General features: G+C 48.3%; 20 protein-coding genes and 1 pseudogene. 13 read left to right on the top strand and 8 right to left on the bottom strand.

The features are described 5' to 3' along the window. The first annotated feature begins 83 nt into the window (after window positions 1-83). Window positions 84-1,796, top strand: coding sequence for a pyruvate dehydrogenase complex dihydrolipoamide acetyltransferase (locus tag BGO59_RS01035; RefSeq protein ID WP_293679254.1), 1,713 nt, complete (start codon window positions 84-86; stop codon window positions 1,794-1,796). A gap of 90 nt (window positions 1,797-1,886) precedes the next feature. Here the strand turns inward: BGO59_RS01035 and trxA are convergent, their stop codons facing one another. Next, complete coding sequence (gene trxA / locus BGO59_RS01030) at window positions 1,887-2,231, bottom strand: thioredoxin (protein ID WP_080058115.1); 345 nt, start codon at window positions 2,229-2,231, stop codon at window positions 1,887-1,889. A gap of 72 nt (window positions 2,232-2,303) precedes the next feature. Then, a complete protein-coding gene (gene dnaE, locus BGO59_RS01025) occupies window positions 2,304-5,939 on the bottom strand; it encodes a DNA polymerase III subunit alpha (protein WP_293679249.1) in 3,636 nt (1,211 codons plus the stop codon). Window positions 5,940-6,260: 321 nt separating this feature from the next. Here dnaE and BGO59_RS01020 point away from each other — a divergent pair, with 321 nt between their 5' ends. Continuing rightward, window positions 6,261-7,589: a glycosyl hydrolase family 28 protein gene (locus BGO59_RS01020; protein WP_293679247.1), complete on the top strand. Its 1,329-nt coding sequence runs from the start codon at window positions 6,261-6,263 to the stop codon at window positions 7,587-7,589. 14 nt (window positions 7,590-7,603) lie between these two features. Here the strand turns inward: BGO59_RS01020 and BGO59_RS01015 are convergent, their stop codons facing one another. Continuing rightward, entirely contained in the window at window positions 7,604-8,041 is a 438-nt protein-coding gene (locus BGO59_RS01015; protein ID WP_293679245.1) for a hypothetical protein, read from the bottom strand. A 223-nt stretch (window positions 8,042-8,264) separates the two neighbouring features. Here BGO59_RS01015 and BGO59_RS01010 point away from each other — a divergent pair, with 223 nt between their 5' ends. Both BGO59_RS01010 and BGO59_RS01005 read left to right on the top strand, forming a co-directional pair. Further along, the gene (locus BGO59_RS01010) at window positions 8,265-8,765 is read left to right on the top strand and encodes a hypothetical protein (RefSeq protein ID WP_293679243.1); all 501 of its coding nucleotides are present in this window, start codon (window positions 8,265-8,267) and stop codon (window positions 8,763-8,765) included. Window positions 8,766-8,913: 148 nt separating this feature from the next. Beyond that, a complete protein-coding gene (locus tag BGO59_RS01005) occupies window positions 8,914-9,390 on the top strand; it encodes a nuclear transport factor 2 family protein (protein ID WP_293679241.1) in 477 nt (158 codons plus the stop codon). Between the two features lie 75 nt (window positions 9,391-9,465). Here the strand turns inward: BGO59_RS01005 and BGO59_RS01000 are convergent, their stop codons facing one another. Next, window positions 9,466-9,981, bottom strand: a complete 516-nt coding sequence (locus tag BGO59_RS01000; protein ID WP_293679239.1) for an acyl-CoA thioesterase — start codon at window positions 9,979-9,981, stop codon at window positions 9,466-9,468. Window positions 9,982-10,183: 202 nt separating this feature from the next. Between BGO59_RS01000 and BGO59_RS00995 the strand changes: the two genes are divergently transcribed. From BGO59_RS00995 to BGO59_RS00955, 9 genes and pseudogenes are all read left to right on the top strand, one after another. Next, a complete protein-coding gene (locus tag BGO59_RS00995; RefSeq protein WP_293679237.1) occupies window positions 10,184-11,191 on the top strand; it encodes a fasciclin domain-containing protein in 1,008 nt (335 codons plus the stop codon). Between the two features lie 248 nt (window positions 11,192-11,439). Then, on the top strand, window positions 11,440-14,520 hold the full coding sequence (polA, locus tag BGO59_RS00990) for a DNA polymerase I (protein ID WP_293679235.1): 3,081 nt from the start codon (window positions 11,440-11,442) through the stop codon (window positions 14,518-14,520). Between the two features lie 2 nt (window positions 14,521-14,522). Beyond that, window positions 14,523-14,942, top strand: a complete 420-nt coding sequence (locus BGO59_RS00985) for an element excision factor XisH family protein (RefSeq protein ID WP_293679233.1) — start codon at window positions 14,523-14,525, stop codon at window positions 14,940-14,942. After that, a pseudogene (locus tag BGO59_RS00980) lies at window positions 14,924-15,265 on the top strand (XisI protein). The gene BGO59_RS00985 and the pseudogene BGO59_RS00980 overlap by 19 nt, the downstream one beginning before the upstream one ends. 173 nt (window positions 15,266-15,438) lie before the next feature. Then, entirely contained in the window at window positions 15,439-17,181 is a 1,743-nt protein-coding gene (locus BGO59_RS00975) for a serine hydrolase (protein ID WP_293679231.1), read from the top strand. Between the two features lie 260 nt (window positions 17,182-17,441). Next, entirely contained in the window at window positions 17,442-18,617 is a 1,176-nt protein-coding gene (locus BGO59_RS00970) for an MFS transporter (protein ID WP_293679229.1), read from the top strand. Between the two features lie 93 nt (window positions 18,618-18,710). Then, complete coding sequence (locus BGO59_RS00965) at window positions 18,711-19,661, top strand: SPFH domain-containing protein (protein WP_293679227.1); 951 nt, start codon at window positions 18,711-18,713, stop codon at window positions 19,659-19,661. A gap of 54 nt (window positions 19,662-19,715) precedes the next feature. Continuing rightward, window positions 19,716-20,453, top strand: coding sequence for a universal stress protein (locus tag BGO59_RS00960; protein ID WP_293679225.1), 738 nt, complete (start codon window positions 19,716-19,718; stop codon window positions 20,451-20,453). A gap of 237 nt (window positions 20,454-20,690) precedes the next feature. After that, the gene (locus BGO59_RS00955) at window positions 20,691-21,674 is read left to right on the top strand and encodes a glycosyltransferase family 8 protein (protein WP_293679223.1); all 984 of its coding nucleotides are present in this window, start codon (window positions 20,691-20,693) and stop codon (window positions 21,672-21,674) included. A gap of 30 nt (window positions 21,675-21,704) precedes the next feature. Here the strand turns inward: BGO59_RS00955 and BGO59_RS00950 are convergent, their stop codons facing one another. The 4 genes from BGO59_RS00950 to BGO59_RS00935 are packed head-to-tail and all read right to left on the bottom strand — an operon-like array spanning window position 21,705 to window position 23,671. Continuing rightward, window positions 21,705-22,145 carry a GNAT family N-acetyltransferase gene (locus BGO59_RS00950; RefSeq protein ID WP_293679221.1) on the bottom strand — a complete coding sequence of 147 codons (441 nt, stop codon included), beginning with the start codon at window positions 22,143-22,145 and terminating at the stop codon, window positions 21,705-21,707. A 1-nt stretch (window position 22,146) separates the two neighbouring features. Next, window positions 22,147-22,623 carry an OsmC family protein gene (locus tag BGO59_RS00945; RefSeq protein ID WP_293679219.1) on the bottom strand — a complete coding sequence of 159 codons (477 nt, stop codon included), beginning with the start codon at window positions 22,621-22,623 and terminating at the stop codon, window positions 22,147-22,149. Between the two features lie 40 nt (window positions 22,624-22,663). Next, window positions 22,664-22,999 carry a cupin domain-containing protein gene (locus tag BGO59_RS00940; RefSeq protein WP_293679217.1) on the bottom strand — a complete coding sequence of 112 codons (336 nt, stop codon included), beginning with the start codon at window positions 22,997-22,999 and terminating at the stop codon, window positions 22,664-22,666. A gap of 27 nt (window positions 23,000-23,026) precedes the next feature. Further along, window positions 23,027-23,671, bottom strand: coding sequence for a LysE family translocator (locus BGO59_RS00935; protein WP_293679215.1), 645 nt, complete (start codon window positions 23,669-23,671; stop codon window positions 23,027-23,029). Between the last annotated feature and the right edge of the window lie 11 nt (window positions 23,672-23,682).

Genomic DNA, 23,682 nt, shown 5'->3' with positions numbered 1-23,682 from the left:
TTTTGACCCTTAACTGGGGCGCAGAACGTACTCTCCAGCCCGGCCGATCGTTTCGTATAACCCGATATACACATAGCTAAATTATGGCTGAATTAATTCGAATGCCCAAAATGAGCGACACCATGACCGAAGGCGTCATTGCGGAGTGGCACAAAAAAGTGGGCGATAAAGTAAAGTCCGGCGATATACTGGCCGAAGTCGAAACTGATAAGGCAACTATGGACCTCGAATCGTATGAGGAAGGTACCTTGCTCTATATCGGTGTTGAAAAAGGAGCTTCTGTGCCCGTCGATGGCGTTTTGGCCGTTATCGGTGCAGAAGGCGAAGATTATAAAGCATTACTCAACGGTTCCAGTGGTGGCAGCCAGCAGGCGGCTCCTGCACCTAGCCCGGCTCCAGCGCCTGCTCCGGCCAATAGCGCTAGTGCCGAAACTACTACCAATCTGCCTGATCAGAAAGCCGTTTCTGCAGCCCCAGCCGAAAAAGTGAATGCGTCGGTTATTCGGATGCCGAAAATGAGCGATACCATGACCGAAGGAACCATTGTTGCCTGGCATAAAAAAGAAGGTGACACGGTGAAGTCGGGCGATGTTCTGGCCGAAGTGGAAACCGATAAAGCCACCATGGACCTCGAAGCCTACGAAGAAGGTACGTTGCTTTACATCGGAGTAAAAGAAGGTTCTTCGGTTGCCGTTGACGATATCATTGCTGTTGTCGGTGAAAAAGGGGCCAACTTCAAAGTACTGCTCGACGGTGGTGGTTCAACACCAGCCGCTGCAACGGGCGAAGGTGGTGGTGCTACGGCCCAGCAGAACCCACAGGCTAATCTACCTGCCAATGCTGATACAGATTTATCAGATGCCGGGGCTGCCGGAGATGTAGCTGATTCGAACGGTCGGATTAAAGCGTCGCCTTTGGCAAAAGCGATTGCCGCCGATAAAGGAATCAATCTGGCACAGGTGCATGGTACAGGCCCCGAAGGTCGCATTGTGAAAAGCGATGTAGAGTCCTTTACACCTGGTGCTGCTCCGGCTGCTAAACCGGCCGCACCACAACCGGCTGCACAGCCAGCACCTGCTCCAGCGCCAGCCGCTCCATCGGTACCGACACCTGTTGGTGAATACGAGGATATTCCGGTGAGCCAGATGCGGAAAACGATTGCCCGCCGTCTGAGCGAAAGTCTGTTCACGGCTCCGCACTTCTACCTGACCATGGAAATTAACATGGACAAGGCGATGGAGTTACGCGGTACCGTCAATACAGTGAGCCCAGTAAAAGTATCGTTCAACGATTTCGTGATCAAAGCGGCTGCACTGGCGCTCAAACAGCATCCGAACGTAAACTCGTCGTGGCTGGGCGATAAAATCCGTAAATACAAATATGTCAATATCGGAGTAGCGGTAGCCGTCGATGAAGGGCTGCTGGTGCCGGTTATTCGCAATGCCGATCAGAAAACACTGTCGACCATTTCGGGCGAAGTAAAAGACCTGGCGGGTAAAGCGAAGGATAAAAAACTACAGCCGAAAGATTGGGAAGGTAGTACATTCTCGATCTCGAACCTGGGTATGTTTGGCATCGACGAATTTACGGCGATCATCAATCCACCTGATTCCTGCATTCTGGCGATAGGTACGATCAAACAGACTGTGAAATTCGAGGGAGATGTGGCCAAACCAACCAATGTTATGAAAGTGACGCTCTCCTGCGATCACCGTGTGGTAGATGGTGCTACGGGGGCTGCTTTCCTGCAAACGGTGAAGCAACTGCTCGAAGATCCAATGCGGATGTTGGTATAAAAGAGGAAAAGGAGAAGGGACGAAGGGAGAAAAGGAATGCAATTGCAACTCCTTTTCTCCCTTCGTCCCTTCTCCTTTTCCTCTAAAAATTTATATCGCTGCGGGTTCAAGAGCGCCCTGTAGCTTTTGCTCCAGTACGTTCTTGGGAACGGCACCAATTACTTTATCAACTAACTGACCGTTTTTGAAGATCATCAGGGTTGGGATGCTGCGGATACCAAATTTGGCTGGAACCTGCGAATGTTGGTCAACGTCCATTTTGGCGACAACGGCTTTCCCTTCGTATTCGCCAGCAAGTTGTTCAACAACCGGGCCTACCATCCGACAGGGACCGCACCATTCAGCCCAGAAGTCTACTAAAACAGGTTTATCAGAATTTATGAGTTCGTCGAAGTTTGCATCGGTTGCTTCTACGGCAAGTGATCCTGCTGCCATGAGTGAAAATAGTTTATTAGTTTAACTTGTTTCTCCCACATAAACCGTTTTCAGTCCGATTAGTTCCGAATCCTACGCCACCTTGCAGGTGACCCCGTCCATGGCTTCCAGCGCCCGGATAAATGTATTGGCTGGGAACACTTTTAGCGTCCGTGCCTGTAGACTCACTTCGATCCGTTCGACCGGGTCAACTACATTCAGTGACAATGAACAAGTGCCTGGGTAAGCATTGACCAGGTCATTGATCTGACTGATCAACTGGGCGTTTACCGCGTCCAGCGTTAGCGATACGCGGACTTCTTTGCAGAATTTCTCCCGCATCTCAGTCAGCAGCCGGATGTTGGTGGCTTTGAATTCCAGGTTTTCGGAGTTCCAGCGGTTTTGCGTTTTGCCGGTAATGTGCAGAAAACGGCCCACGTCGATGTATTGGCCCATCCGCACGTAATCGTCGCCGAAAAGAGCCAGTTCGACGGAGGTACTGTAATCTTCGATCTTGAAAATACAGAACGGATTGCCGTTTTTGGCGATCTTCGTCTGCATCGATGATACAATGCCGGCCACCTTGATTTCTGGGCTTTTGATCTCGTAGATTTTGTCCAGCGTACAATTACAAAAACCTTCGAGTTCGAGTTTGAATTCATCGAGCGGGTGGCCGGTGATATAAAAACCAACCACGTCTTTCTCGAATTTCAGCTTTTCAATCTGGTTCCATTCAGGCACTGTTGGGGCTTTGGGGCGGGGCAACATCGGTTCTCCACCCGTTAATGCCCCAAACAGCGATTGCTGGGCAGCCGCTTTCTCGGCGTGGTAATTGTTGGCATACCGGATGATTTTTTCCAGGAAAGGGCTGGTTTCGGTAGGGGGTACCTCGAAATATTGCGCCCGGTGGTATTCGTCCAGGGCATCGAAAGCACCGGCGTAGGCCAGCGATTCAAGGGTTTTCTTATTGACGGTACGTAGGTTGACCCGGATCGCGAAGTCGAAAATATCTTTGAAAGGACCACCCGCCTGGCGCTCTTCTATAATGGCCTCAACGGCGGCATCACCCGCCCCTTTGATACCGCCCAGCCCAAACCGAATTTCACCTTTCTGGTTCACGCCAAATACGCGCTCCGATTCGTTGACGTCGGGGCCAAGTACGGGAATACCGATGTTTTTACACTCTTCGAGGAAGAACGTAATCTTTTCGATGTTGCCCAGGCAGCTTGTCAGGACGGCCGCCATGTACTCGGATTTGTAGTAGGTTTTGAGGTATGCCGTCTGGTAGGCAACGAACGCGTAGCAAGTCGAGTGCGATTTGTTGAACGCGTACGACGCAAACGCTTCCCAGTCGGTCCAGACCTTCTCGCAGGTCTTCAGGTTCAGTTTGTTGGCCGCGCAGCCCTCCATGAACTTGCCTTTCATCTTGTCGAGCGTTGCGCGGTCTTTTTTACCCATCGCTTTCCGCAGTACGTCGGCATCGCCCTTGGTAAAATTACCCAGCTTCTGCGACAGCAGCATTAACTGCTCCTGATAGACCGTAATGCCATACGTATCCGCCAGATATTCCGCCATTTCGGGGAGGTCGTATTTGACTTCCTCCCGGCCATGTTTGCGGTTGATGTAGTTCGGAATGTACTGAATAGGACCAGGCCGATAGAGCGCGTTCATGGCAATGAGGTCCTCGAAGCGGTCGGGCTTCAGGTCCTTCATGTGCTTCTTCATCCCGTCGGATTCGAACTGGAAAATGGCGTTGGTTTCGCCCCGCTGGAACAGTTCGTACGCTTTCGGATCATCCAGTGGAATATCGTCAATGCCGGTTTCGACGCCGTTGACGAACAGCCCACCGTGATTTTGCTTGATGAGTCGCAGGCATTCCTTGATGATCGTCAGGTTGCGCAGCCCCAGAAAGTCCATTTTGATAACGCCCGCGTCCTCAATAACTTTCCCCTCATATTGGGTGATAATCAGGTTGGTATCTTTCGATGTCGAGACGGGGACGATGTTCGACAGATCATCAGGCGCGATGATGATACCGGCCGCGTGAACACCCGTGTTCCGAACTGTTCCTTCCAGCCGACGCGCCTGTTGCAGTACGTTCTGTACCTTCTCGGTGTCGATCAGTTTCATCGTACGCCCAACGGACTGGTCGCCCGCTTCGAGCGCCCGCATGCGCTTTACATTCTCCACCTCGTCGGGCTGAATCACACCCGCCAGACCACCCGGCCCATCGATCGGATCTTCGAAAATCCGCCGGAGGGTCATGTTATACGTTGGCTTATCGGGAACGAGTTTTGCCAGCGCGTTGGCATCGGATAAAGGCAAGTCCATCACCCGGCTCACGTCTTTGATCGCCGATTTGGCCGCCATGGTACCATACGTAACGATCGCGGCCACCTGTTGCTTGCCGTATTTATCCACTACATAGTCGATTACCCGTTGACGACCCTCATCGTCAAAGTCGGTATCGATATCGGGCATGGATTTCCGGTCAGGGTTCAGGAATCGCTCGAACAGCAGGTCGTATTTAATCGGGTCAATATTGGTAATGCCGATGCAATAGGCTACGGCACTTCCGGCCGCACTACCCCGTCCTGGTCCGACCATCACGCCCAAGTCACGCCCGGCTTTGATGAAGTCGGCTACAATGAGGAAGTAGCCCGCGAAACCCATTGTCTTGATTGTAAACAATTCGAAGTCAAGGCGTTCCTGCGCTTTCTGGTCAATTTCACCCCAGCGTTCTTTCGCGCCGGTAAAGGTCAGGTGCTTGAGGTATTCCCACTGGTTCGCTACGTCGTCGGTATGGATCTGGAACTCCTGAGGAATCGGGAAGTTGGGCAGCAGAATATCCCGTTTGAGCTTCAGCACCTCCACCTTATCGACAATCTCGTTGGTGTTGTCGATGGCTTCGGGCAGGTCGTGAAACAACGTGCTCATCTCCTGCGTGTTCTTGAAATAGAACTGATCGGAGAAGAACGCAAATCGGGTATTTTTGGGCATCGCTTCATCGTCGTTGAATTCCTTCATCGACGGCGTACTCTGTTTTTCGCCCGTGTTTACGCAAAGTAAAATATCGTGAGCAACCCAGTCGTCGCGGTCTACGTAGTGCGAATCGTTCGACGCAATGATTTTTACATTGTACTTCCGGGCCAACTTCACCAGTACCTCATTGGCCTTAATCTGGTCGGGAATCTCGTGCCGCTGTAGCTCAACGTAGTAATCTTCGCCGAAGCGGTCGAGCCACCATTTGAATTCGGCTTCGCCCGCTTCTTCGCCTTTTTTCAGGATGGTCTTGGGCACGATAGCCCCAATGCAACACGTAGTAGCAATGAGCCCTTCCTTGTATTTATCGATCAGTTCCTTCGTTACGCGCGGATATTTACCGTAGAGTCCCTCCATGTAACCCAGCGAGCAAAGTTTAGCCAGGTTTTTGTAGCCCTGCGGGTTTTTAGCCAATAGCAGTTGGTGGTAACGAATGTCCTTCTGCTCCTTGGTGAACTGTTTCCGCGTATGGTCGTCTACCACATAAAATTCGCACCCAACAATAGGCTTAATGCCCTGCTTGCTGGCTTCCGCGACGAATTCGAATACCCCAAACATATTGCCGTGGTCGGTAATCGCCACAGCAGGCATATTATCACCTTTCGCCTTCTTAATCAGCTTTTTAATGTCGGCCTGCCCATCGAGCAGGGAGTATTGGGTATGGCAGTGGAGATGGGAGAATTGCATAGGTCTGAACCAGAATTTATCAGATTTATGGATTGAACCTGATTTTGTTCCTTTGGTAAAAATAGGCAATCCGGCGGGGAGAGTGGTAAATAAGCTTAGGGATTTTTTAAAATGTTCTGATAATAGGCTCTGGATGAAAGAGGTAGAGCTAGTCGGAAATCCTCAACTGTCTTTAGGCTTATTTATGCTGGTAAATAGAAACAACTTCTTGCCAATGACCATTACGATAAGACACCCGAAGGAGCAGGATGGATGAGTCAGTAAAGCTTTGCAACTTGCCAGTTGATTAGCCGTAAAACTTTCGACCCGAACGGATTTACCATGAAACGATTACTTATTGGACTTGCTTTTACGATTATAGGCGTTAGGCAGGCTGTCGCCCAGGCGCCAGGAAAAGAGATTTTTCCGGATGGGACAGTCATTAATGACTGGTTCAGAACGGTAAAAAAAGTAACCCTGGCTCAACTTGGGAAAGTGTATGTTATTACAGATTATGGGGTAAAACAAGATAGTACACTGGTTCAAACGGTAGCAATTCAGAAGGCTATCGATGCAGCCGCTCAGCGGGGAGGGGGCGTCGTGGTGATACCGAAAGGGACATTTATGAGCGGGGCACTGTTCTTCAAACCCAAAACTCATTTGTATCTATCCGACGGGGCAGTACTGAAAGGCTCCGACAACATTGCCGATTACCCCAAACTACCGTCCCGCATGGAAGGACAGAGCCTGGATTACTTTGCCGCTCTGGTCAATGCCTATCAGGTTAATGGCTTTACCATTGCCGGAAAAGGAAAGATCGATGGTAATGGGTTACACTTCTGGGAGGCTTTCTGGGCCCGGCGTAAAGAAAATCCGAATTGTACCAATCTGGAGGTGTCGCGTCCCCGGCTGGTATTTATCTGGAAATGCAATAACGTTCAGATACAGGATGTCAAACTGCATAATTCGGGTTTCTGGACGAGTCATTACTACCAGTGTCAGAACGTGAAAATATTGGATGTACACATTTTTTCGCCCTATAAACCTGTAAAAGCCCCCAGTACTGATGCCATTGATCTTGATGTTTGCAGCAATGTACTCATCAAAGGATGCTATATGTCGGTAAATGATGATGCGATTGCGCTCAAGGGCGGCAAAGGTCCCTGGGCCGATCGGGTGCCGAACAACGGGGCTAATACCAACATTATCATAGAAGATTGTGAGTTTGGCTTTTGCCATTCAGCGCTTACCTGCGGCAGTGAGGCCATTCATAACCGGAACATTATCATGCGCAACTGCCATGTCAGCGAAGCTAGCCGGGTGTTGTGGCTAAAGATGCGGCCCGATACGCCACAGCTTTATGAATACATTACCGTAGAGAACATAAAAGGGCAGGCTCACAGCCTTTTATACGCGAAGCCGTGGACACAGTTCTTTGACTTACAAGGCCGTAAAGACATTCCTATCTCCTACTCCGACCATGTCACATTGAAAAACATTGAACTGACCTGTGATACGTTCTTCGATGTAGCAGTATCAGAAAACGACAGACTGACCAACTTCACCTTTGAGAATTTCAGGGTAGAAAGCAAAAATGCCGCTATCGACAAACGTATTGTCTGGGGGCTTACGCTCAAAAATGTGAGAGTTAACGATAAGCTCCTGGAGTAATAAATACGTTGAATTTATTGCTTTTGTAAGGCCCAGACGTAACAGCCTGAACTGGAAGTAGGGCGTTTGACAAACGAAAAAAATTGAGATGGCTGGTCTTTCCCATTGCAGTTGATAGATACCTGAACGACGAATTTGGGCGCGTTCTGGAGTATTGTTTCGGAAATGATGATTCGCTCGTTCGACGCATTTTTGTACGTGCTCTTCGTCAGATCATTGGAAACCGTGTCTTTCTGGACGTAAATGTCGTAGATAAGCTGTCCTGACGAATTGCCCTGATAATTAGAAGAGATCAATAGAGCGCCTGGGTAGCCGCTCTCGCAGGGAGCCTGTGCTACTAAGGTCGTTGGCGGTTGGCAAACGGCCGTTTGGGGATCCGTGTTATCTGATGTATGGCAAGCTGTAAACAGAAGGCTTACCAGAAAAAGGGTAATGAGCAGAGTCGTTTTCATGGCTGTGTAGATGTGCTGAGTAGTATAACACGGATCGTATAAAAATGTCTATTGAAACTGCCTGTAGCAGTTAGTTTGTCTCTGGTAATCGGTTAAGCTTGTATACGATAATCTTAAAATTGTCTGTACATTCACACTTTTTAGGCTAGTTTATACCTAAAAAACATGGCACAGCGTTTGATAGAAAAGCTGTGAACAAACCCATCACTATAATTTTATTATCATGGCTACTCGCTACGCCGTTCGATCCTTTTGCACTACGTTAATAGCTTTACTAGCTATTGGTTTTCTGGCCACATCCTGTAAAAAAAATGGGGGTACTGATGTTGTCGATCCTCGCGATCAATACCTGGGTGTATACACCGGGAACTACCGATCAACGCTGTACATCAACAATACGCTGCCTGCTGGTGACCCTGAAGTAGGAACGGTACAGATTACCGTCACCAAAGCACAGGAAGCTAATCAGGTTACACTGGATATGCTTTTCAATGGAGCTACGAAACAGACTTTATCGGCCGAATTGACCAACGATACGTTTACGATTGTGAACAAAAACAGCGAACCACTTGCCTTTGGTGGTAAAACGTACGATGCCCAGTATGTAGCGCAGGGGCAGTTTGTGGTAAAAGAGAAAACGTTTACGTTGAACACAACGGCCGAAACCGTACAACTCGGGGTGACACTCACCAAACGAGGAGATATTACGGGTACGATGAAATGATCAGTTAATCGATCCTTCTGATACTAAAGTATGAACCGGCCATTGGCCGGTTTTTTTATAGGTCTGGCAAAAACGGTAGAATACCAGAAGGCTTTTCTTTGATGGAGAACGAACCAATCCGTTTTAACCGATAGATCGAGTCTTTTACATGAAATACATCTTAGCATTTTGTCTGGCTATCTGCTGTCAGGGTCTGTGGGCTCAAGCGCCCGTTGCTCCATCCGCTGTAGCAACTACCTCAACCAAATCCGCATCAGCCGACGAAAAGGCGGTTATCGACACCGAGAAAAAACGATTCACTGCCCAGATTGATAAGGATTTTACGGTCCTGGATCGGGTATTGGCCAATGATTTAGTGTATAATCACTCTAGTGGCGCTTCGGATACCAAGTCCTCGTTTGTTGAGTCGATTCGGAGTGGGAAAACGGTTTACCGCACTATTGATATAGAAGATCAAAATGCACGTATTTATGGAAATACGGCCGTTATTAACGGACTATGCCTGCTCAAAGCGACCAGCAATGGCAACGAAATCAATAACCACCTCCGATACCTATCGGTCTATGTGAAAAAAGGAGGACAGTGGCAAATGGTTGCCTGGCAGTCGCTTAAACTAGCCAATTAAAACCGGGATTAAACAGATTGAGGGATTGAGCAGATTTTGTTATCTGCTCAATCCCTCAATCTGTTTAATCCCGGTTCAGACTCTAAGAAACTCCCTTAACTCTGTAGCATCTTGTGGGTTCATGCGTCCGGCCAGAACCAGCCGCAGTTGTCGTCGGCGGAGCGCACTTTCATAACGGGCTTTTTCATCGTCGTTTTCCGGGATCACAGCAGGTACTTCAATCGGTCGGCCGCTCTGGTCAACAGCCACGAAGGTATAAAACGCACTGTTGGTACTGACCCGAATACCCGCCGGAATGTCTTCGGCCCACACTTCAATAAATACTTCCATCGACGAGCTGAATGCACGGGTTACCTGCGCTTTCATGGTAACGATATTGCCTAATCGGATCGGTTCCGAAAATGAGACGTTATCGACCGAAGCCGTCACCACAATACGATTGGAGTGTTTTTGAGCCGCAATGGCAGCGGCAATGTCCATGAAGTGTAACAGGCGCCCGCCCATCAGATTGTTCAGCGTGTTGGTATCATTGGGCAGAACCATTTCGGTCATAACCGTCATCGATTCGCGGGCAAATTTTGGTTGAGGCATTTTAAGCAGTTAGTTTGATAGACGTTAGGTGCGAGGAGTTAGGAGCGAGAATGTCTATCAAACTAACTACTCAAAATTGAAACGACCAAGGAATTAGAAAAGGGTTATAATCAAAGGGAGCCTACCAAACAAAACCAACCTATTGTCGTTCTTTGAATACGAGTACCCTGTTTTGATCATATTCACTAATTCCAAATCAATCATGCACATGTATCGTCAGGCACCCATTCGGCGAAGCTGGGGCCTGTTAGGCACCTTTGCCCTTGTTCTGTCCATTTTCTTTTCATCCTGTAAAAAAGACGACAGCAATCCGCCAACGTTATCAACCATCAATGAATTGATAAGCACGGGCAGTCAGTTTACCTTGCTGAAAGCGGCCGTAGCCAAAGCTGGTTTTGATGCCACACTGAGCCAGCCCGGAACATACACGGTATTTGCGCCTACCGATGCAGCCTTTAAGTTGCTGGGGTATAGCGATGTCAACGCCATCAATGCTGCACCAGCGGATCTGCTAAAAACCATCCTGCAATATCACGTGCTAGGCACCCGGGTTGCTGCTTCCGACTTACCCGTAGGTATAAATTCGACTCAGCAAACCCTGGCTGGGGCACCCGTTTATATTTCAAGAATAACCTCTGCTTCTTCGACTACTACCTCTGTCTCGTCCAGTACAATTTCGATTAATGGAGCGCATGTGTTACAGGCCGACGGCCAGGCTAGCAATGGGGTAGTGTACGCCATTGATCGGGTGCTGATCCCACCTGCTTTCGGCAATATAGTAGCAACGATTCAAAACATTCCGTTGCTCATACCTTCAGCATCGTTCAAATTGCTTACGGCGGCCGTTGCCAAAACGGGGGCCGTAAGCTCACTCACAGCCGCCGGACCAATTACGGTGTTTGCCCCTACCGATGCGGCTTTTAAAGCTGTAGGCTATGATTCAGCTGCTATAGCAAAGGCTACTGTTCCGGCACTGACCAATATTCTGAGTTATCACCTGATCGGTGGCCGTACGTACACGCCATTAATTACCAACGGTTCCAGCCTGACAACCCTGCAAGGTGGAACAATCACGGCAGGAATCAGCACAACGGCCCTGACCGTAACGGGTAAAGGCAATGGTGGCACAGCTTCCAACATTACCGGCCCCGATATTACGGCTACCAACGGTGTGGTGCATATCATTGATCGCCTGTTGTTGCCACAGTAGAGGGTTTGAGCGCAAAGGCGCAGAGGGTTCGTAAAGACTGAAAGGAAGAATAATATCTATCTTTGCGGTCTCTACGAACCCTCTGCGCCTTTGCGCTCAAACCCTATTGAGGAGGAATCAAAACCCGTCGGAAGGTGTTTTATTGATACGTACTATCGCTCCTGAATTCATCAATTTGTTTACTCGAAAGCGCGTGATTGTCGGTAAGTCTTTCGACCTTTGGCGAATTGATTTGTGACTCCTATCGAATGGCTAAACCACAGAAAAAACTCTTTTTACTAGATGCGCTGGCCCTGATTTACCGCGCTCATTTTGCCTTTAATAAAGCTCCACGGATTTCGTCACGAGGGGTCAATACGTCAGCCGTTTTCGGATTTATGAACGCCATGATCGAAGTGCTGACAAAAGAAAAACCTACCCACATCGGCGTTGCCTTCGATTCGGCTAAAAAGACGTTTCGGCATGAACAGTTTCCGATGTATAAAGCGACTCGTCAGTCGCAGCCGGAGGATATTAGTGTGGCCATGCCCTATATCAAACGGATTGTGGAGGCCATGCACATCCCCATTCTGATTCTGGAAGGTTACGAAGCTGATGATATCATTGGGACCATCGCCAAGAAGGCTGCACTGGCTGATTTTGAGGTGTATATGATGACGCCCGACAAAGACTACGGTCAGTTGGTCGAAGAGCATGTGCATATCTACAAACCGGCTTTCATGGGCAAGCCAGCCGAAAAGCTGGGCGTGAAGGAGGTACTGGAGCGCTGGCAAATCGAACGGATCGAGCAGGTGACGGATATGCTTGGACTAATGGGCGATTCGGTCGATAACATTCCGGGTATTCCGGGTATTGGCGAAAAAACAGCACAAAAACTTATTGCCGATTTCGGTACGGTTGAAAATCTGATTGCCAATGCCGATCAATTGAAAGGAAAGCAGAAAGAGAACGTCGTCAATTTCGCGCAGCAAGGCTTGCTGTCGAAACAACTGGCAACCATCCATCTGGACGTTCCGGTTGAATTCGATGAAGATAAGCTCCGGCATACGGAATATGACAAGCCTCGTCTGGCTGCCTTGCTGGATGAGCTGGAGTTTCGGCAGATGAAAACCCGGCTGCTTGGCGCTGACTACGACGAAAAGCCATTGCCTGATGCTTTTAAAGCCAGCAGTAAGTCTGGTCAGATGAACCTGTTCGATTCGCCAGGTGATGCCTCTCCGGCGTTCCTGCCATTTCCGAACATGAGTGCGGTGAACCCATCGGGGTCTGGCGATTTACCGTTTGATTTTGATGGAAAACCTGCTCCCTCGACCTCTCCTGCAAAACAGGAGAGAGGAGAAAAAAGTAAACGAACGCCAGTCAAGGTGCCTGTTGCGTCGGCTTCAGAAGCTTCTCCCGGAGCGGTTACGGAAACGATCACGACGGACGATAGGCCGGGGGGTGAAGTGACCGAAGAGCCAGCGTACCTGGACGTTTATCCCGACTACGAACTGGACGAAAACCAACCTGAGCGCCGTAAAACGATTCTGTCGGTCAAACATGATTATCGGCTGGTCGATACACCTGAACTGCGGGCGAGTCTGGTGCATTATCTGAACCTCCAGGAAAGCATCTGTTTCGATTCGGAAACTACAGCCATCGACCCCGTTGAAGCGGATCTGGTTGGGCTGTCATTTGCCTATCGGACGGGCGAAGCCTTCTATGTTCCTGTACCCGATGATCGGGCCGAAGCACAGGCTGTTATTGATCAGTTCAAACCCGTGCTGGAAAATCCCGCCATTAGCAAGATCGGGCAAAACCTAAAGTACGACCTGCTGATGCTGAAAAAGTATGGCGTGGAGGTACAGGGTAAGCTGTTCGATACGATGATTGCCCACTACCTTATTGAGCCTGAAATGCGCCATAATATGGACATGATGGCCATGACCTACCTGAATTATAGCCCGGTCGAAATCGAGTCATTGATTGGCAAAAAAGGGAAGGGGCAATTGACGATGCGCGATGTCGACATTCAGAAGGTGGTGGACTATGCTGCTGAAGACGCTGATATTACCCTCCAACTGAAAGAAACGTTTGCCCCCCGGCTCGAAAAAGATAATTTACACAAACTGTTCGATCAGGTAGAGATGCCACTCGTTCGGGTCCTGACCGATCTGGAACTTGAAGGGGTAACCATCGACACCAACGCCCTAGCCGAACTATCGGCCACCTTGGAAACGGACATGCGGCAGGTGCAACTGGAAATTTATACGATTGCCGGTGAACCGTTCAACATCGGGTCGCCGAAGCAGTTGGGTGAGGTTCTGTTTGAAAAGCTCAAGCTTGATAAAAACGCCAAAAAAACCAAAACAGGCCAGTATGCTACGGGAGAAGAAATCCTGTCGAAGCTGGAAGTAGAGCATGAAATAGCCCGGAAGATTCTGGACTACCGCGAACTGATCAAACTTAAAAATACCTACGTCGATGTGTTGCCGACGCTGATCAGTAAACGAACAGGCCGGATTCATACGTCCTTCAACCAGGCTGTGGCCGCTACCGGACGACTATCATCGGTAAATCCGAACCTGCAAAATATTCCGATCCGTACCCCACGTGGTCAGGAAATACGGAAAGCGTTTGTACCGCGTGGGCCGGAATTTCTGATTATGTCGGCCGACTACTCACAGATCGAATTGCGTATCATGGCGGCTTTCAGTGGCGATAAAACCATGCTCGATGCGTTCAATAATGGCGTTGATATTCACACCCAAACGGCCAGCAAGGTCTTCCATGTGGGGCTGGATGAGGTGACGAGCGATATGCGTCGGAAAGCCAAAACGATCAACTTTGGGATTATCTACGGCATTTCATCCTTCGGTTTGTCGCAGCGCCTGAAGATTCCCCGTAAAGAAGCCGCTCAGATCATTGAGGAGTATTTTGCGGGTTTCCCGGCCGTAAAAGATTACATCGATCAATGCATTGAAAAAGCGCGTGGATTTGGCTATGCCGAAACGATACTAGGCCGTCGGCGATACCTGCGCGACATTAATTCCCGCAACCAGACCGACCGGATGTTTGCCGAACGCAACGCTGTCAATGCGCCCATTCAGGGAAGTGCTGCCGACATGCTCAAGATTGCCATGATTCGGATTCACGAGTTCATGCTCCAGGAGCGTTTGAAATCAAAAATGATTCTGACCGTGCACGATGAATTGGTGTTCGATGCGCACCGCGACGAAATCGAGTTCCTCAGCGTTCGGGTTGACGACATCATGAAAAACGCCATCCCAATGGCCGTTCGGATGGAAACCGGCATCGGTGTAGGGGAAAACTGGCTGCTGGCACACTAGCTATGGCAAGAGATATTTTCCATCCCATCGTTCGGGAGGTTTTATTAAACGATGGTTGGGTTATTACTCATGATCCTTATCCGATTCGGGTGAAAGGGAGGAACTATGAAGTGGACTTGGGAGCAGAGCAGTTAATGGCTGCTGAAAAGGACACCCGAAAAATCGCTGTTGAAGTAAAAAGCTTCCTTTTGCCATCATTTTCTCATGAATTCCATGCGGTACTTGGTCAGTACCTGAACGATCAAACGTTTATGGAAATACAAGAGCCAGATAGGACACTATTTCTAGCTGTCGCGAGGAATATTTATGATAAGTTTTTTCTTGATGAAGCGACTCAGTTAATCGTTGATAAATTCAAACTCAATCTGGTTATCTTTGATAAACAGACTAAAAAGGTGGAAGAATGGATACTAAAATCATAACTTATTCAACAATTCTCACCCAGTGGCTTGATGAGTTTGTAAATCGCATGAATGGTGGTCGTAGTTCTGAATATGAATTAATAACTGATGATAAACACCATCACTATGAAGTAATTAGAACAGGCTGGCGCAAGGATGTATTTGAGTATAATATTGTTTTCCATTTCCAGATTAAACCGACATGAAAAGTCTGGCTGCTGGTGAATAATACCGATATTTTAGTGACCGACGATTTAATGGAGCGAGGAATTCCGGCATCCGATATCGTAATCGGATTTCTGCCCGAGTATATGCGGGCTTACTCTGGCTTCGCAGTAGCCTGACAAATCTATTTCGAATAGACCGGACATTGTTAGTATACTGATAATTTATACAATAGACCTGCTTTAATCATGTGTTAGAGCAGGTTTTTTATTGCCGGAAAAGAAGCTTACAGGATATGGGCAACCATAAAAAGACTATTTTGCCAACACCTTCACATAACCATCCTGATTGTATGAAACAGCAAGCTACGTCTATGGTCATTCGAATACTGATCGCAGGGTTTTTTCTGGTGAGCTCACCCGCCCTGGCGCAGCAGAAAGCCGATAAAATTGATGCGCTTGTTCAGCAATACGTAGCCAATCGTCAGTTCAACGGAACGGTGCTGGTGGCTGAACAGGGCAAGGTGATCTTTAAAAAGGGCTATGGGATGGCCAATATGGAGTGGAACATTCCCAACACGCCCGATACCAAATTCCGGCTCGGTTCCATCACCAAGCAGTTTACGTCGATGCTCATCATGCAACTGGTTGAAAAAGGGAAGATTAAGCTCGATGGTAAAGTGACGGATTATATCCCCAATTATCCTAAAGCGACGGGCGATAAGGTAACGATTCATCACCTGTTGACGCATACATCGGGCATTCCAAGCTATACAGGTTTCCCTGATTTCTTTGAGAAGATGAGTCGGGACCCGTACACGCCCGATGCGTTTGTGAAGAAATTCTCCGACATGCCGCTTGAATTTGAACCCGGCTCGACGTTTTCGTATGATAACTCAGGCTATTTTCTACTCGGCGTTATCATCGAAAAGGTAACCGGCAAATCCTATGCGGAGGTGCTTCAGGAGGCTATTCTGAAACCTCTGCAAATGCTGAATACGGGTTATGATCTGGCCGATCCGATTATTCCAAAACGGGCGTCGGGCTATGAAAAACGGGGCGGTCGTTATGTGAATGCACCGTATCTGGACATGACCATTCCCTATGCGGCCGGGTCGATGTATTCTACGGTAGAGGACTTATACCGTTGGGATCAGGCCTTATACACCGATAAATTGTTGTCTGCTAAATCGAAAGAGACAATGTTTACGCCGTTTCTGAGCCATTATGCTTATGGATGGGGTGTAAGCAACACGAAGATTGGCTCGTTGAAAGATAGCCTGCTTTTGATTGAACACACTGGGGGAATCAATGGCTTCAACACCATCATTAGCCGGATACCCAAAGATAAACAACTGGTTGTGCTGCTGAATAATACGGGCGGGGCTCCGCTGGGAAGCATTCGGAAAAATATCCTGAATATCCTCTATAATCAGCCAGTCGAACCCCCTAAAAAGTCCATTGCCGATGCCCTGCGTCAACCCGCTCTGACCGATCCACTCGATAAATTACGAACCACATTTACGACGTTGAAGGCCGATAAATCCTACAGCCTGAACGAGAACGAGATAAATAGCCTCGGGTACGAACTCCTGGGTGAAGGAAAAGTGCAACAGGCCATTCATGTGTTTACGCTCAACGTAGAGTCGTTTCCGCAATCATATAACGTGTACGACAGCCGGGGCGAAGCGTATATGAAACTTGGTGATAAAGCAGCTGCTATTCGGGACTATAAAAAATCACTGGAACTGAATCCGCGTAATACAGGCGGTATCGAGAAACTGAAGGAGTTAGGCGAAATCGTTGAAGCGCCGAATGATGCAACTGTGGATGAAGCTACGTTGGAATCCTATGTGGGTACGTATGAACTGGCTCCAACCTTTGCCATCGTCATCACGCGGGATGGGAGCCAGTTATATGGACAGGCAACTGGGCAGCAGCGGTTCGAGCTTTTTCCCGAATCGAAAACCAAATTTTATCTGAAAGTCGTGGAGGCCAAGGTGTCGTTTGTTCGAAATGAAAAAGGGGAAATCGACCAGTTGATTCTTCACCAGAATGGGCGTGATATGCCGGGGAAACGAGTTTCTAAAAAGTGAACGGGTGCATAGTTAACCTCTGGAATGTTGACTTTTCGAGCTAACTCTTAACCGATCATACCAATCATAAAATCAGTGTTCTATTCGACAACTGCGTCATAATTGGATTCGGAGATCAATAAGTTTGAACATTCGTAGGCTAAGGAACATTTTTGTATTTTTTCTATTTGCGTAATAGTATACTATCCGAAATGCGGGTAGTTGTGTGAGTTTTTCAAGATGATGTACTCACGAGCTGTTAGAAAATAGAACGCTGCAAAATGAAAAAAAGCTTACTGCCTCTTACCATCGGAGGCTTCGGAATCGGTATGACTGAGTTCGTTATGATGGGAATTCTGCCTGATATTGCTACGTCTTTACATATTTCAATACCGACGGCTGGGCACCTGATTTCGTCCTATGCGCTAGGTGTGGTGTTGGGGGCACCTTTGCTGGTTGGCATTGCCGGAAACTACCCGCCGAAAAAGATTCTGCTCGGTCTGATGGCGCTGTTTACATTCTGCAATGCGCTCTCTGCTTTTGCGCCGAACTACGAAACCATGATGATTACCCGCCTGTTGTCGGGGCTACCCCACGGGGCTTTCTTTGGCGTTGGGGCTGTAGTGGCCAGTCGTCTGGCGGGTCGTGGTAAAGAAGCACAGGCCATTTCGATGATGTTTGCCGGGCTAACAGTGGCCAATATTATTGGTGTACCACTGGGAACGTATATTGGACACACCATGAGCTGGCGACTAACGTTTCTGATCATTGCTGGTGTTGGGTTGGTTACGATGGCCTCTATTTATAAGCTACTGCCAAATCTGCCCGTCGTAGGTGAGTCGAACCTGCGGAAAGATTTGAAATTGTTTACGTACGTTGAGCCCTGGCTCATTCTGGGCATCACTGCCATTGGTACGGGTGGGCTGTTTGCCTGGTTTAGTTATATCGCTCCGTTGCTGACCGAAGTAGCTGGTTTTGAAAGCAGTCAGATTACCTGGATTCTGGTGCTGGCTGGGTTAGGCATGGCTGTCGGAAACCTAATTGCCGGACGTACCGCCGACCTGATTTCGCCCAGCAAAGCGACGGCCCTGTTTCTGCTGTTGATGGTGTTTTCACTAACGATTGTCTATTTCGTAGCCCCGTTCAAAGTGCCTTTGCTGGTCATGACGTTTGTAACAGGCGCTATTGCGTTTTCGTTGGGCGCACCGATTCAGATTCTAATGATCCGGGCATCCAATGGCTCCGAAATGCTGGCTTCATCGGTCAGTCAGGCCGGATTCAACATGGGTAATGCGCTGGGAGCGTATCTGGGTGGGTTACCGATTGCGGCCGGTATGGGCTATACCTCGCCAATGTGGGTTGGAGCTATGCTCGCGCTGACAGGTTTTGGCATGGCGATGATGGTCTATTTCCGTCATAAAAATGCCGACCAATATACCCTGGCAACTGGACATTAGGCTGTACCGTTTGAATAATAGTTTGCACAGAACATCAGCGGATTCCGTACATTGAGACGGAATCCGTTCTTTTTTTCTAAACCTAAACACTGCATGGACTTTCTGTTAGTACTATTTATTCTGGCGATTATCGTCCTTTATCTTTCGGTGGTTATTGTCCGGCAGGGCACAGTAGCTGTGGTTACGGTTTTTGGGAAATACACCCGTGTGATGACGCCGGGGCTGAATTTTAAAATTCCATTTATCGAGTTCATTTACCGCCGTATTTCCATTCAAAACCGCTCGGTCGAGCTAGCGTTCCAAGCCATTACGTCCGATCAGGCCAATGTCAATTTCAAAGCTATGCTGGTTTATTCGGTGTTGAATCAGGCCGAGGAAACGATCAAAAATGTAGCCTTCAAATTCATTGATGAAGCCTCGTTTATGCAGGCGTTAATTCGTACCATAGAAGGGTCCATCCGCAGTTTTGTCGCTACCAAACGGCAATCGGAAATTCTGGGTTTACGCTCCGAAATCATTGAACACGTAAAAGCCCAGCTCGATACCCTGCTCGAAAGTTGGGGGTATCATCTGATCGACTTACAATTGAACGACATTGCCTTCGATGAAGTCATCATGCGGTCGATGGCGCAGGTGGTAGCTTCGTCGAACCTGAAGGCGGCTGCCGAAAACGAAGGCCAGGCGTTGTTGATCACCAAAACCAAAGCTGCTCAGGCGGAAGGAAATGCCATTCAGATTTCGGCTGAAGCTGAGAAAACGGCTTCCCAACTGCGTGGGCAGGGGGTAGCTCTGTTCCGGGAAGAGGTTGCAAAAGGGATGGCCGAATCGGCGCGGGTGATGAACGAGGCCAAGCTGGATGCGTCGCTGATCCTATTCTCGATCTGGACCGAAGCAATCAAGCATTTTGCCGAAAATGGCAAAGGAAACGTTATTTTTCTGGATGGTTCGACTGAGGGTATGGAAAAGACCATGCGGCAACTCACGGCTATCCAAAAACTGAATGGAGACGATTCTAATGGGGGCGTTCAGCCAGGAAAACGTTGAACATAGTTTTAGGGTTTACGGTTTATAGTATACCATAAACCGTAAACCTGTCTTATGACAAACCTGCTTTTCCCTACAGACTTTACTGCGAATACGCGAGCCGCTCAGGATTGGGTGCAGTTATTGGCTCATAAAACCGGCGCTACAGTTACGCTGTTGCACGTTTATCAACCCATGATTCCTGATACGACGTTTCCAACGGTTGGCGGTATTAGTGAGCCGGGCTTGGGAGCGGTAGCCGCCATAGAATTGGAAGACCTAAGTCGCCAACGGCTAAGTGAACTAGCCGATCAATTGCGGGCTGATGGTTTGTCGATCAAGTTGGACTGGCGAATTGGGTTGGTGGACGACAGTATTCTGGAGGCCGCGCGTGAACACTCGGCCGACCTAATCGTGATGGGGCGTAGTGATTTAAGTACCTTCTTCGACCGTCTGGCAGGGAGTGCCGTTTCGGATGTGGCCGATGAAGCGCGTTGCCCAGTGCTGATTGTACCGACCGATCCTGATGGAGTGGCCATTCATCCCGTGCAGGTACGAACGATTGCCTATGCTATGCAATCGCAAACGACGCGGGCTTTAGTCGAATACCAGACTGAAACACTGGTGAAAGCCTTTGATGCACAACTGCTTATTGTTACAGAAGATAAACTTGATACAATCCAGGCCGACCTGATTGTCATGCAGTTGTATCGACAGGAAGGACTCCTGGATAAACTCTTGCATCCAAACCCGGTAGGGTCATTAATCGAAAAGTCGGAGGTGCCTGTCCTGGTATATCATCAGCTAGAATAAGTTAGAGAGGAGTTAGTGAAAGCTAGATACTTCGAATAGAGGGTTGTCCGTCTGCATGGCTTGTTTCTAAATATGCCTTTTACTAAATATTTAGTGTCTATTTTTTAGATAAGAGGTCTAATAGATGAATGCTAGCGCAAAAGATAATTCACCTTAGTCGTTTAACTTTCTGAATAGTATCAAATAGCTAAACGTTGATGCGCTGCTGACTGTATTAAATAGCTATCTAATCCACTCATGTCATCGAATCAGCCTTTACCACTTGTTACTATATGCGACAATAGGTTTGCTCTTCTGTTAGCAGCGTTAATTAAATCGATTGAAATCAACCTGACAGCACCCGCTCAGTTCGATCTTTATCTGGTCAGTGATGGCATCGAGTCGGCAACCCGAGAGAAACTGCTACAGTCTATTAATCCGGAGGTTTTTAACATACATTGGTTAACAATCGACGAGGCTATACCAGCCGGTATGGCTTTACCCATTGACCAGTCTACGTTTCCTCTAAATGTTTACGTTCGGCTGTTTATACCGTTTTTTATTCCGCAGCACCTGACTAGAGTGGTGTATATGGACGTGGATATGATTGCCCATCAGGATATAACGACCTTATGGACAATTGATCTGGGTAATAAACTGCTGGGGGCTGTGCGAGATCGGGCCGAAGTGATCAGTAGTTCATGGGGAGGTTATCAGAATTATCGCGAACTGGGTTTGCATCCTGAAACGCCAATTTTCAATTCGGGATTGCTGGTGATTGATCCCATTCGCTGGCGCCAGCAACGCATAACCGAACGAGTGCTGACATGCCTTGCGCAGAATGCCAAGTATGCGGTATTTGCTGATCAGTATGGGCTGAATGTCGTCCTGGCAAATCAGTGGCTCGAACTCGATAGGGCTTGGAACACCTATGCACAGAATGATGAAGTTGACCCGTATGTAATTCATTTTACGGGGATAAAACCTATTTATCGCTCCTACAATTTTAATAAAGCCTATCAGGAGGAGTTTTTTTTATATTTAAATCAGACTGCCTGGCGAGGCTACATTCCCGTTAGCGGATGGCGTCATGTGCTGCTCAAGCAAGTTCGTAAGGTGGGCAAACGATTGTACCATCTGATCAATCAACTGAACCCATTTAAACGCAATACTGAAAAAAAAAGACAGCTAGTGCTTAGCGCGAATGGTCTCGAAAAACTAGATGCTGCGATAACTGACTGATTGGTACATCGGTATTTGTTAGGCTAACGGTTAAGTTAATACCATAAAATACAGATCGATGCCAGGTGCCCAGAAATCGGTTTTGGTGTATTGGAGTTGAAAACCAAATCTCTCGAAAAATCCAAAGGCTATTTGCGAAGTCCGGCATTCAATCTGCTGAATTCCCGGTTGCTGCCGAATCTGTTGCAGGTTGTGTTGTATCAGTGCAGTGCCAAGTCGTAATCCCTTCAGCGTTGGGTCGGTCAATATCCAGCAAATGTGCGCAACCGTCTGGTTGTCGGTAAGGTAATAGCCACAGGCTCCAACTACAGTGCCCTTGTACTCAACCACGAAATAGGGATCGGTATACGTTTGTAAAAAATCGGCGTATTCGTCCTGTTCATTTTCTCCGAATGCAGTAGGTACATTCCTGGCGAAAACAGTCAGAAGCGGATCAATATCAGCGTGGGTAAATGGGCGGATGTTTGTCATTTTATTTGCCTACGGCTCGGCAAGTTGGCTGGTGGTGAACCGGAAAATTGCAGGAGTTGGCAATAAAGCAAAGCTGGTTGGCTTTATGGTGAAGCTCGTTGGCTTTCTCAATCATCGACGCATCGGCAACTACTACCGACGGGTAGAGCGTAACCTCCGTAAAATGTCCACCACCATCCGACGTTTCGACCATCGTACCTGTTGCCGTATCTGTATAGTCAACTACCACCACACCGGCATCCGTACAAACATGCAAATACCAGAGCATATGGCAGGAAGATAAGGAAGCCACCAGCAGCTCTTCCGGGTTATAGCGGGTTTTATCGCCCCGAAAGGTCGGGTCCGATGAGCCCGGAATGTCGGGTTTGTTAGTCGTTGAGATCAAATGAGCCCGTTCGTACGTCCGGTAGCCGCTGGTTCCTGTGCCCGTATTGCCCGTCCAGGTTGTCTTGATTTCGTAGTGGTGTTGTTTGTTCATTTGGTTGTCATTCAGTAGTCATTGAAGATGATTCATTTACTTATTTTTCTCCTCCAATGGGGCCATAAAATAAAACCCAGGTGGCAAAATCGTCGGTAAAGTTTTCGAATCGATGTTCCACACCTGCCGGAACGAAAAGCAGATCGCCCGGCTTGACCGACATGCTTGTTCCCGCATAGAGAAACGTACCACTCCCCGTCGTAATGACATAGACCTCATCGCGTTCATGCGGCTGCTGTTTGTCAATCCGATCCGGTTTATAATATTCCACTACCAGGCTACCATGACGGAAAAGTTCGACAAATTCGGTAGAAACTGTCTTAAGTTGACGAACGCCGTCGTCGGGCGAAAATAGATTACGTAGTAAGTCGGTCATATATAATGCTGGTTTATACGAACTAACTCATTTGCCTTTGTCGACGGCCATCCGCACGGCCAGACCCATCAGGATACTCGCTACTCCCCATTTCTGAACCCGAATATAACCTGGGCGGGCCTGAAACCAGCGTGCCATCCGAGCCGCCGACAAGACGATTAATAGATTGACGGTTGCACTGATGAGCAATTGGGTAATGCCTAACTGAACAGTTTGTGTCCATAAGGAGCCATATTCGGGGCGTGTGAACTGCGGAAAAAACGACACGTAAAATACCGCTACTTTCGGGTTGAGCACATTGGTCAGAAAGCCCATTCTGAAGAGTTTCCCTGCCGAATCGGTTGAGGTGGCTTCAACAGTTTCTTTGACCTCAAATGGCGAAACGCTGCCTGGCTTGATAGCTGCCCAGGCCAAATAGAGCAGGTAGCCAACACCCAGCCAGCGAAGAAGTTCGTAAACGATGGGTATCGCCAGAAAAATAGCTGTCAGGCCCGCTGAAACAAACAGAATATGCACCCAGAAGCCTGTCAGTACACCAGCTAAGGATAGCAACCCGGCTTGTCGACCCTGAGTGATGGAGCGGGAAATCAGGTAAATCATGTTAGGGCCGGGCGTTACAACAAGCCCTAGAGCCGCTAAACTAAATAATAGTAATTCGTTGATCGGAAGCATAAAGTAACGAG

This window comes from Spirosoma sp. 48-14 (assembly GCF_001898575.1).
Classification (GTDB): domain Bacteria; phylum Bacteroidota; class Bacteroidia; order Cytophagales; family Spirosomataceae; genus Spirosoma.
Note: the sequence above shows the minus strand (reverse complement) of the source record. Positions and strands in the feature narration are given on the sequence as shown.

Coding starts and splice junctions, on each gene's coding strand:
- BGO59_RS01005 (WP_293679241.1), top strand. CDS start 8,914: ATGAAATACATCTTAGCATTTTGTCTGGCTATCTGCTGTCAGGGTCTG.
- BGO59_RS00950 (WP_293679221.1), bottom strand. CDS start 22,145: ATGACAAACATCCGCCCATTTACCCACGCTGATATTGATCCGCTTCTG.
- dnaE (WP_293679249.1), bottom strand. CDS start 5,939: ATGCAATTCTCCCATCTCCACTGCCATACCCAATACTCCCTGCTCGAT.
- BGO59_RS01015 (WP_293679245.1), bottom strand. CDS start 8,041: ATGAAAACGACTCTGCTCATTACCCTTTTTCTGGTAAGCCTTCTGTTT.
- BGO59_RS00935 (WP_293679215.1), bottom strand. CDS start 23,671: ATGCTTCCGATCAACGAATTACTATTATTTAGTTTAGCGGCTCTAGGG.
- BGO59_RS00975 (WP_293679231.1), top strand. CDS start 15,439: ATGAAACAGCAAGCTACGTCTATGGTCATTCGAATACTGATCGCAGGG.
- BGO59_RS00995 (WP_293679237.1), top strand. CDS start 10,184: ATGCACATGTATCGTCAGGCACCCATTCGGCGAAGCTGGGGCCTGTTA.
- BGO59_RS01000 (WP_293679239.1), bottom strand. CDS start 9,981: ATGCCTCAACCAAAATTTGCCCGCGAATCGATGACGGTTATGACCGAA.
- BGO59_RS01010 (WP_293679243.1), top strand. CDS start 8,265: ATGGCTACTCGCTACGCCGTTCGATCCTTTTGCACTACGTTAATAGCT.
- BGO59_RS00940 (WP_293679217.1), bottom strand. CDS start 22,999: ATGACCGACTTACTACGTAATCTATTTTCGCCCGACGACGGCGTTCGT.
- BGO59_RS01035 (WP_293679254.1), top strand. CDS start 84: ATGGCTGAATTAATTCGAATGCCCAAAATGAGCGACACCATGACCGAA.
- BGO59_RS00955 (WP_293679223.1), top strand. CDS start 20,691: ATGTCATCGAATCAGCCTTTACCACTTGTTACTATATGCGACAATAGG.
- BGO59_RS00960 (WP_293679225.1), top strand. CDS start 19,716: ATGACAAACCTGCTTTTCCCTACAGACTTTACTGCGAATACGCGAGCC.
- BGO59_RS01020 (WP_293679247.1), top strand. CDS start 6,261: ATGAAACGATTACTTATTGGACTTGCTTTTACGATTATAGGCGTTAGG.
- BGO59_RS00965 (WP_293679227.1), top strand. CDS start 18,711: ATGGACTTTCTGTTAGTACTATTTATTCTGGCGATTATCGTCCTTTAT.
- trxA (WP_080058115.1), bottom strand. CDS start 2,231: ATGGCAGCAGGATCACTTGCCGTAGAAGCAACCGATGCAAACTTCGAC.
- polA (WP_293679235.1), top strand. CDS start 11,440: ATGGCTAAACCACAGAAAAAACTCTTTTTACTAGATGCGCTGGCCCTG.
- BGO59_RS00970 (WP_293679229.1), top strand. CDS start 17,442: ATGAAAAAAAGCTTACTGCCTCTTACCATCGGAGGCTTCGGAATCGGT.
- BGO59_RS00945 (WP_293679219.1), bottom strand. CDS start 22,623: ATGAACAAACAACACCACTACGAAATCAAGACAACCTGGACGGGCAAT.
- BGO59_RS00985 (WP_293679233.1), top strand. CDS start 14,523: ATGGCAAGAGATATTTTCCATCCCATCGTTCGGGAGGTTTTATTAAAC.